At 61.9% G+C, this 8,073-nt stretch carries 7 protein-coding genes; 5 read left to right on the top strand and 2 right to left on the bottom strand.

Features of this window, described 5'->3' with window-relative positions; genetic code table 11:
- Both C4T42_RS30925 and C4T42_RS32210 read right to left on the bottom strand, forming a co-directional pair.
- A partial coding sequence (locus C4T42_RS30925; RefSeq protein ID WP_181049204.1) for a transposase occupies positions 1-254 on the bottom strand: 254 nt, incomplete at its 3' end.
- A gap of 87 nt (positions 255-341) precedes the next feature.
- Positions 342-596, bottom strand: coding sequence for a hypothetical protein (locus C4T42_RS32210; RefSeq protein WP_181049264.1), 255 nt, complete (start codon positions 594-596; stop codon positions 342-344).
- A 65-nt stretch (positions 597-661) separates the two neighbouring features.
- Here C4T42_RS32210 and C4T42_RS31775 point away from each other — a divergent pair, with 65 nt between their 5' ends.
- The 5 genes from C4T42_RS31775 to C4T42_RS30905 all read left to right on the top strand — a co-directional run bounded on the left by C4T42_RS31775 (position 662) and on the right by C4T42_RS30905 (position 8,039).
- Entirely contained in the window at positions 662-1,072 is a 411-nt protein-coding gene (locus tag C4T42_RS31775) for a hypothetical protein (RefSeq protein WP_146074099.1), read from the top strand.
- Between the two features lie 604 nt (positions 1,073-1,676).
- On the top strand, positions 1,677-2,279 hold the full coding sequence (locus tag C4T42_RS31770) for a hypothetical protein (RefSeq protein WP_146074098.1): 603 nt from the start codon (positions 1,677-1,679) through the stop codon (positions 2,277-2,279).
- A gap of 1,294 nt (positions 2,280-3,573) precedes the next feature.
- Positions 3,574-4,350, top strand: coding sequence for a hypothetical protein (locus C4T42_RS31765; RefSeq protein WP_146074097.1), 777 nt, complete (start codon positions 3,574-3,576; stop codon positions 4,348-4,350).
- 295 nt (positions 4,351-4,645) lie between these two features.
- Positions 4,646-5,845 carry a site-specific integrase gene (locus C4T42_RS30910; protein ID WP_103986536.1) on the top strand — a complete coding sequence of 400 codons (1,200 nt, stop codon included), beginning with the start codon at positions 4,646-4,648 and terminating at the stop codon, positions 5,843-5,845.
- 1,010 nt (positions 5,846-6,855) lie between these two features.
- Positions 6,856-8,039, top strand: a protein-coding gene (locus C4T42_RS30905; RefSeq protein ID WP_103986534.1) for an IS3 family transposase whose coding sequence is annotated in 2 segments (ribosomal slippage) — positions 6,856-7,120 and positions 7,120-8,039 — 1,185 coding nt in all. Because the reading frame shifts where the segments join, the coding sequence is not laid out codon by codon here.
- Positions 8,040-8,073 lie beyond the last annotated feature (34 nt).

Here is an 8,073-nt window from a genome sequence, read left to right as displayed (position 1 = left end):
GGAAAGTAGCTGCCCTTGCGCAGCTTCGGAATGCGCAGCTCGACCGTGCCGGCCCGCGTCTGCCAATCCCGGTCACGGTAGCCGTTGCGCTGGACCAGCCGCTCGGCGCTCTTCTCGCCATGGGCCGCGCCGGTCAGGCCACCAACCTCCAGCTCCATTAGCCGCTCGGCCGCAAAGCCGATCATCTCGCGCAGCAAATCGGCGTCGGCGCTCTTCTCCATCAGCCCGCGCAGGGCCATCATCTCGTCGGTCATCGGGGGGCTCTCGGGTTCGCGGTTGGTGCTCGCAACCCGACCCTACCCGGCAACCGCCGATGACCACCCCGCGAGAGATCCCGCCTGCTACAGCGCTGTGAAGGGCGCGCAGGCGGGCTCTCCCGCTACCGGCGAGCTACACCACCTCCAGGGACACGACCAGGACTGGCTGTCGTCGATCAGGTCGAGGCGCGTGCGCTCGATGCCGCCGATCTTCCAGTGCGAGTACCGGACCGTGCGCTGCTGGCGCCGGCCCGATCTCCGCAGGACGGGAAGGAACGGGAGCAGGAGACCCGCGACCCCGATGACGACCTGAAGCCAGCCCATGAGCTGCTCGGACATCGTTCGGTGCGTTTCATCGGCCGAACCGCCGAGGCTGAGCGCCGGAAAGTGAACACCGGGGGCAGGTGGCAGCCAGCGTTCGTCCCACGGTTTTGGAATGGTTCGCTAAGTTCGAGGTGGAGCGCGGCGCCGAGGAACTGAGACTGGCCCGCACCATTCACGACTGGTGGGCGGCCCAAGGCGCTAAGATCGGAACGACGCGATCGGCACGCCCCTCGCTTTTCGCTCAGATCGAGTACGCGGGGCGCGTCGGCTATCCTGCGTCGGTCAAACCGAGCGGTCGGATCAGCACCGGCCTGTACGCGATTAAGTCCCTCCCGCCTTTCGATCGGGAGGATGCTCGCCGGGAAACGGTTGCTTCCCTCCGAGAGATTACCGGCATGGTAACTTCGGATCGCTCGTTCGATGGTGAACCGACACTGCCGGTCTTACCCCTCAAGGATCAGGCGGTAAGGGATCAGCTCTTTTCCGTGTAGGCAACGCTCCTCGCGCGCATCCAGGCAGGCGCGTGACTTGGATGTATGGCCATGTCCGGCTGAGCCTCGGCGAACTGTTCACAACCACGCGCTCACGGCCTTGCCCGCCCTCATCAACATGTCGGGCGGCGGCCCCAGAACTCCAACAATGGCCTCCACCGCATCGATGCACCGGAGCCAAACGGGGCGACGTGACCCCATACCCCGTGTACGGTGACTGCCACGGGGTGAAGATCGAGTGAAGATCGAGAGCGGAGCTATAGTCGAGCTAACCCCATGTCGTGGCAGCTAATTTCGGCCTCTCGACCGCGATCTTGGATCGCAAAGGACCCCTATATCGGCATCGCCGACGACAGCATGGCTCGCAGCCACACCGGCCACGAGGTGGTAAACAACGCCACCGACGAAGCCCCAGCGTGCCGAGCCTATCAAACACCATAACTTGTTAGAAAAAATGAGAATTTCTGCCGCCCAACCCGTCGCGATCTCGACGGTGCGACCGACAGATTTGGCTTGATAGGGCGAGATACAAGGCCCTTTTCGTGGGCGGCCGCCGTCCTGCATGGCCGTTTGCAATCAGCGCGGAGATGGCCATCCTGAGGGCATGCAACATCAAAACACGTCCCCAGAGCTCATCCAGCTGCTCGCTCTGGAGCAGCAGCACATTCGGGAGCGCTTTCGCTATGTCTACTACATAACTAGGCGTCCACCCAACTCTGATGCGCCATGGCCGAGGGATATTATTGGATACGACTATGAGGAACTGCGAGCTCGAGTCCATGGCTCGGATCAGAGACCCTCACCGAACCCGTATGCCCAATACGACCTGTGGATCGAGGCCCATTGCGGGCCGGACGGTCACGCCAGGGCTGGTGGCATGGTCGGGTTTCGCGACCAGGGATCAGCAGAAGCATTCTTGAGCTGGATCTTTCCCACGTTGCTCGATCGGGGAAAGGCCGCCGAGTACGACATGAAGCTTCACCTTGCCCGCATGATGGTTCGGGCAGCTCCCAATAATGAGATTGCCGACGAGCTGTTTCTCCGCATCGGGGATGACATCATAGCTAAGATTGATGCAGGACAATTGGCTTTTCTGGCCGATCAGATGTTCATAATGAAGGAACAAGGAGATCATAACGACGAGCTGGCCAGCGAGTCGGAGATGCTCGCGGCAAGAATAATCGGACCGCCCCCGGCTGTCAGTTAATTCGCGTAAGCCGTAGATTGTGGTGCGCGTTTATGCATGTGTTGGGCCTGCCGTGCCTATGAACACCGGCCTTAACTCAATTCACTCAACGCTGCGCTGACCTAAAGAACCCAAAAAGTTTGCTCGCTCGGAGCCTGACAGGCTTTGCGGCGGGACAGCGAAGCTTTGCCTGAGGCAGATTTCCATGCACATCCAACGGCCAGTTTGTAGAAGTTTAGTAACAGCGTCCCCGTCTCCGGATGCCCCCCACGGCTTCGTCCCGACCTTGGGAGGCGCGTCATGAGCTTTCTCGCCACCGTCTGGGCCGACGCTCAGAAGCCGAGGACCACCAAAGGAAAGCCTTCCAGCAGCCAACTCCATCTGCTGCGTTGCCTTGCAAGCCACTACCGCGACAATGAGCGATGCACTTGGGGCTCAACGGCCTACTTCAGCGAGAAGACGTGTCAGTCGGTCGCTACCGTTGAGCGCAACCTCGCCGCCCTTGAAGCAGGCGGCTATATCCGACGAAAGGTTATGCGTTGGGGTGTGAATGGGGGTGCTAGACGCATCATTTGCCTCAACTTCGAGCCTCATCAAGTCGAGGAAGGTCTTCGGCTGCGTCGCGCCCGGTCTGCTCGCGGTTCGGGATTAGAGCAGCCCGCATCTCAGCCAATCAGGTCCCCGCGGGATGAAGGGATCGCGTTTGAACCCGACTCCACAGACGGGTCCCCTCATCCTGTGGGCGGGAATCCCTCAGAATGCGGGAAGAGTCCCCTCATTCTGAGGCAGCCAAAAACCCTCCGGAATTCTCAATCCAAATCTACCCCCCCTATTCCCCCCGATGGCGGGGGGATGCCCTCGTCTGAGGATCAGGGCGTCGCCGGAGGGGATGAACCGGCCAACCGGCGTTCGGGCTGCTCACGGAAACGCGGGTCAGGATTGTCGCGGGGCTCTCAGATAACAGTGCCGGCCGCGGTTCCTCCGACGACTTTGGCGCAATTCGAGCGGTTGTGGGCGGCGTATCCTGAGAGCGGCCGACTGCCGGCGAACCGAGACCAAGCAGTTACATTGTTCGCCGCCTTACCCGCACCTGAGCAAGAGGCAACGATCCGCGCCGCCGCCGTCGAGGCACGTGTCCGCGCTCAGCACCGCAGCCAAGCGCGCGCCCTCCACCGATGGCTGGAGCGCGGCCTATGGCGCAACGGAGAGCTCCTTAGCGGATCGGGATCGCCATCAACAGCGGCCCAGTCTGCCAGCCCTCGACAGTCCATCGATGGCCCCATGGCCATTCTCCTCAGTCGCAAGGAGTTTTCGGATGCTCAACGCAATGCTTTCTGCGCCTCTGTCGATCGCAGCCCCATCATCGATCACGCGGCGGATGGATACACTCCTCCGGACCTACGAGAGCCGACTTGAAATGCACCAAACCGATTTCAGCCGGAAGCTGATCCCCGCGTCGCGCGCGCTCGAACCTGACGTGCGCGCGGAGCTAGAGAAGCGTCGCGACGAATTGCACGCCCACATGAATGCGACGCCCGGATCCGAAACTGATCATGTGATACTTCTTCTGCTTACTAACTGGCCAAAATACCAAGAAACAATGGAGGAGGCTGCAATACGTATAAAACTCTACGCTACAGTGGTTGCTGGATACCCGTTGTGGGCGATCTTTGAGACTCACCTTCATTTTGCCTGCGGAGTTTGCCGGGCGGAATGGAATAAAAAATACCGCCCATCAACTGCGCAGTTTGCCGAGGAGTGTCGCTACATTCTTGAGCCATACAGAGCGGAGCTGTACCGGCTCAATATCGTGCTTAATGCAGCGAGCTACGAAGACCGCGTTAGCGACGAAGATCGGGTGAAGGTACAGGCTTATGCAAGAAAGATAAGAGCTGAAATGCGCGCTGCAATCGCCGATGTTGAGCTAGACGATAAAAAAACTCGTAATGAAGCACCCGACATTGCAGAGGCCGAGCGGAAAATTCGCGAGTGTGTTGAGGCTGCGCCCGTGCGTCATGTAAACTCTACGTGGCGCCGTCCGCCGGCCATCGACTTAATTGCACTCGCACGGTCGGGAGTGTTTTTTGAGTAGAAGTTTTATATCGAGAAAAACTATGGTTTAACCGCTAAACCTCAAGAGCCACAGAGAAGGAAAATATTGTGCTCGACGATGTGCCAGCTGCCATATCGGCCGCCTTTGCTCATGCGCCAACATTGTCCTCGTCGGACATCTGTCGTCTATTGCGGATGGATCCGAAGACGCTACTTCATCATGTTCGTGCGGGAAATATCCGGTACGTGCTAAAGGGCTTCGGCCAAAAACGCCCTCGGCGGGAGTTCACACAGTCCGACGTTCTAGGCTTTCTCAACAAAAGGGCTCGTTCAGAATGTCTGTCTACAAGCCCAAAGGGTCGCCGTATTTCCTCTTCGACTTCCGGCGGGGAGGTCATCGGTTTTACGGATCGACACAAGAGACCGAGCGGCGTCGGGCCGAAGCAGTAGAAAAGGCCGAGATCCGCAAGGCAGAGGCCCAGGTTCTGCGTGATCGACGGGCGCGGGGCGCCCCGATGACGATCAACGTCGCGGCTATGCGCTACTGGGACGAGCGCGGCATGCACACGGCGACCGCCCGCGAGACCGAGCGCAACCTGGAGCGCCTCGTCGAATGGATCGGCCCCAATACACCGCTCCAAGACATCACCGATGACACGCTTGCTCAGCTTGTCGCGCGGCGCCGCGGACAGGCGAGGGTCAATGCCGCGCGCGTGAAGCGGCACGGCAAGCCCCTGGGACCGCTCGGCCTCGTGTCCCCAGGGCAGGTGAACCGTTCGGTCACGCAGCTCCTTCGCCGCGTTCTTACCCGAGCGCGCAAGGCGTGGAAGGTGGCTCTCCCCGACGAGCCGAACTGGACGGAGCACATGCTGGCCGAGCCGCGAGAGCGCGTACGCGAGCTCCGTCATGAAGAGGAAAGCCGCCTCGAGGCCGTCGAGCGCGACGAGTACCGCGCGCCGCGCCTGTTCGCGCAAATCACCGGCCTACGGCGCCGCGAGGTCACGTCGCTGACGTGGCGTCAGGTCGACTTCGGCGCCGAGGTTATCCGCGTCATTGGCAAGGGTGGCAAAGGGCACGAGATTCCCATTACGCCGGAACTGCACCTGCTGCTTTGGCCGCTGCGCGGGCAGCACGAGACACACGTTTTCACCTACTGGTGCCAGCGCACGCGGTTGTGTCCCACTTCGAAGCGCCGCTTTGTGAAGGGGCAGGTCTATCCGATCACCTACCACGGCTTCTCGACACATGTCCGGCGCGGGCTGGACAAGGCGGGGGTCGCCGATTTCCGCATCCACGACCTCCGCCATACGAGCGCGACCCGCACCCTCCGGGCCACGAAGAACCTCAAGATCGTGCAGAAGCTGCTCAACCACTCGTCGCTCAGCGTGACGGAAAAGTACGCCCACGCGGATCTTGAGGACCTGCGCGACGCGATGATCGAGACGGCCACGGATTCCGCCGCCCGTCGCATGAAGTCCCGAGAAAAGTCCCGAGGCGGGAACGGGGCACGATCAAAAAATTCACAAAAACAATGAGTTAATGGCACGTAGAGCTGAATGCTTCTAAGCGGCAGGTCGTAGGTTCGAGCCCTACCGGAGTCGCCAGGATTTAATCCGCCACGTCAGTGACTTGGCGGGTTTTTCTTTGCCGCAGCGACCCATTCTGACCTCACAACACGTCGCAACACGGACCGTGAAATTACAAAGGGTTACGACCCGAGCCTACGTGGTTGCGGTTGCTCCACGCAACACGGAAGCAACACGAGAAGGCTGCATTCCTCCTGGCCGCGCAGGCACGTTTTTCGTGCCCTCAGGCCTGATTGATCAGAGGCCCGGTACCTCATCGATGTCGGGTGCCGGCTCTTTGCCCGGCGGTGCGGGATCGTCGTCAGGAGCCGGCGGTAGCCTCGGTGGCGGCATGTCGCCGGTGTTGGGCGGCATCGGTAGACCGTGGGGCAACTCGGGCTCCGGCGGGTCGCTCTCAGGTCTCTTCGTCAGGCCAGCCATCCTTTGCACTCCTGTCGCCGCAGGAAGCGAACAGGTAGCCAGGACGGGTGTTCCACGTGGCGAGGTCACCGCCTGCCTAGCAGCGCGCCGCCGCCAGTCAGCTGGCCTTGACCAAAGCAGGAAGCCTATAGCGGCCAACAGGAGCCAACCGGACACGCGGGCTATCTCAGCCGCCGGCTCCTCTACTTCCTGACGATCATGATCAGCCTCCGCTAGGATCGTGGAGCACAGCGCGGTCTCGAGGCTCAGGACGGCAGTCAACCACGGCGACATGCTCGAGCCTCACGAAAGAGGCCGGAGTCCGTAGGCCCCAGCCGTGTCTGGGAGGATACGCCCGCCAAGGGCGAAGTTGCGTCGTGCATGTTTCGGGCTGCAGCCGCGCGGCTGCGGCATGCTGCCAGTATCGAGCTACTCGGCGACCATGCGGCGGCCCTAGGCCCACAATCCCGCCGCGATCGGCGTGCCTCCTGAGGTGATCCGCCCCCAGTGAAGTGGTCCGCCCTGAGGTATGGCTTTCGGGCCAGGACGAGGACGGACAGATGGGAACGAAGGGGCACAAGCCGGAGGATGTCGTCGCCAAGCTGCGGCAGGTGGATGTGCTGGTCTCGCAGGGCCAGAGCGTCGGGGACGCGATCCGCACGATTGGCGTGACGGAGGTGACGTACTACCGCTGGCGCAAGGAGTACGGCGGCCTGAAGAGCGACCAGGTCCGGCGCATGAAGGACCTGGAGACCGAAAACCAGCGGCTCCGGAAGGCGATCGCAGATCTCACGCTCGACAAGCTGATTCTGCAGGAGGCTGCCCGGGGAAACTGACCAGCCCCGCGCGCCGACGCGCCTGCATCGCGCATGTGATGGACGTCCTGGACGTCTCCGAGCGCCGCGCGTGCCGTGCGCTCGGTCAGCATCGTTCGACGCAGCGCAAGGTGCCGCGGGGCAGAGATGATGAGGCGGCGCTGACCGCCGATCTCGTGGAACTGGCGCGCCGATACGGGCGCTATGGCTACCGGAAGATCGGCGCGCTGCTGAAGGCGGCCGGCTGGTTGGTCAACGACAAGCGGGTCGAGCGGATCTGGCGGCGCGAAGGGCTCAAGGTGCCCGGCCGCCAGCAGAAGAAGGGCCGACTGTGGGACGGGGATGGTTCCTGCATCCGGCTCAAACCGGAGCGGCGCGATCACGTGTGGGCCTACGACTTCGTCGAGGCGCGCACCCATGACGGGCGCAAGTTCCGGATGCTCAACGTCGTCGACGAGTTCACCCGCGAATGTCTGGCGATCCGCGTTGCGCGCAAGCTGAAGGGAGCTGACGTGATCGACGTGCTCTCGGACCTGTTTATCCTGCGCGGCGTGCCCGAGCACGTTCGCTCCGATAACGGGCCCGAGTTCATCGCCAAGTCGGTGCAGTCCTGGATTGCGGCCATTGGCGCGAAGGCCGCCTACATCGCGCCAGGCTCACCGTGGGAGAACGGCTTTGTCGAAAGCTTCAACGCGCGATTGCGGGATGAACTCCTGAACGGCGAGATTTTCTACACCCTGAAGGAGGCACAGATCATCATCGAAAGCTGGCGTCGGCACTACAACACGATCCGCCCGCACGGTGCGCTTGGCTACAAGCCACCAGCGCCGGAGGTGTTCGTGCCAGCCACGACCGCTTGCCCGACTGCGCTCGCCCGACCGGCTCCGGCGGCCAAGCTACCCGTAGAGCAGAGGCCGACCCTGCACTAATTTTGAACTCGGACCACCTCGTGGGGGCAGGTCA

Origin of the sequence: Methylobacterium sp. 190mf (genome assembly GCF_900107945.1) — a bacterium.
GTDB lineage: Bacteria > Pseudomonadota > Alphaproteobacteria > Rhizobiales > Beijerinckiaceae > Methylobacterium.
This window is presented reverse-complemented; position numbering and strand designations above follow the sequence as displayed.

Excerpts from the sequence above, each read along its gene's own strand:
- C4T42_RS32210 (WP_181049264.1), bottom strand. The coding sequence starts at position 596 with ATGTCCGAGCAGCTCATGGGCTGGCTTCAGGTCGTCATCGGGGTCGCG.
- C4T42_RS30910 (WP_103986536.1), top strand. The coding sequence starts at position 4,646 with ATGTCTGTCTACAAGCCCAAAGGGTCGCCGTATTTCCTCTTCGACTTC.
- C4T42_RS31770 (WP_146074098.1), top strand. The coding sequence starts at position 1,677 with ATGCAACATCAAAACACGTCCCCAGAGCTCATCCAGCTGCTCGCTCTG.
- C4T42_RS31765 (WP_146074097.1), top strand. The coding sequence starts at position 3,574 with ATGCTCAACGCAATGCTTTCTGCGCCTCTGTCGATCGCAGCCCCATCA.